This window comes from Protofrankia sp. Cr1 (assembly GCF_963555865.1).
In the GTDB taxonomy this organism is placed as follows: Bacteria; Actinomycetota; Actinomycetes; order Frankiales; family Frankiaceae; genus Protofrankia.
Map to the genome: position 1 here is coordinate 1 of NZ_CAUVXO010000707.1, position 945 is coordinate 945.

1 pseudogene is annotated in these 945 nt (G+C 68.3%); it reads right to left on the reverse strand.

What is annotated here, in order from left to right:
- Window positions 1–945 (reverse strand): annotated as a pseudogene (locus tag U9980_RS28320) (hypothetical protein); the annotation flags it as partial.

Below are 945 nucleotides of genomic sequence, written 5' to 3' on the forward strand. Positions count from 1 at the left end.
AGACCGGACCGGCCCCTGCGGCGCCGATGTCGCCGATTGGCTGCGACGCCCGGCCCCGCAGGTATCGGACCCTACCAGCGGCAGGCTCGGGTCGAATCTTTCGGAATAGTCGGGCGCGCCGGGTGCGGGATCGTTGGAACTGACCTGGTGCCCTGGAGCGAGCAGGCCATTGTTCATCGCGTCACAGTCTTCATCCCAGTACAGGAAATGAAACCGGCCGGCGTAGAGGCCCTCCTCGCCAGCCCGCACCGACCCGGTCTTATGAAAGTGGAAAATCATGTCCCGATGCACGATGACCAGTCCCTCTTCCGACCCGCGACGGAGCGGATAGACATACACATGGTTCGCGTGGATCTCCAGCTCCCGGGAATCAGAACCGGTCGCGAAGGTCACGGTGCCGTCCACCCGGACATCGGGAACAATCAACGTCACGCCCGGTGCGAAACGCGCAAAAAAGGCGAGACCCCGACTGTGGTCCGACGGATCCGCGGCCAGCCACTGCTGGACAGCCTTCCGCTCGCGATCGCTGAGAAGCGCGAAAACGACATCCTGGTCACCGGCGTATACCCGAGGGTCCAGGTAGGCGACGGTCATGTATTCCTTGGTCTTCCGCAGGGCCGTGTCGACCTCGGCTGCGGTGAACCTCCCCGTGGCGGCGGCGGCAGGCAGCACGATGCCGTCCGCGCCGGTGGCGAAACGGGCGGCCGCGGTGCCCGAATAAGGGTCGGCGGAAGCCTGCCGCACGCCAGGATCGCGCGTGGCGGAGGGCTGACCGGACGGCTGTCCGGTCGGCGGTGCGGTCGCCAACGCGGTCGGCTGGCCGTTGCCCGCCCGACGCAACGCCGGGAGGCCGAACACCACGCCCGCGCCGAGAGCCGCGACGCAGGCGAGCGCGAGTACACCGCGTAGGACGCGACGGACGACCGTCCGCCGACGCCGCCGGGC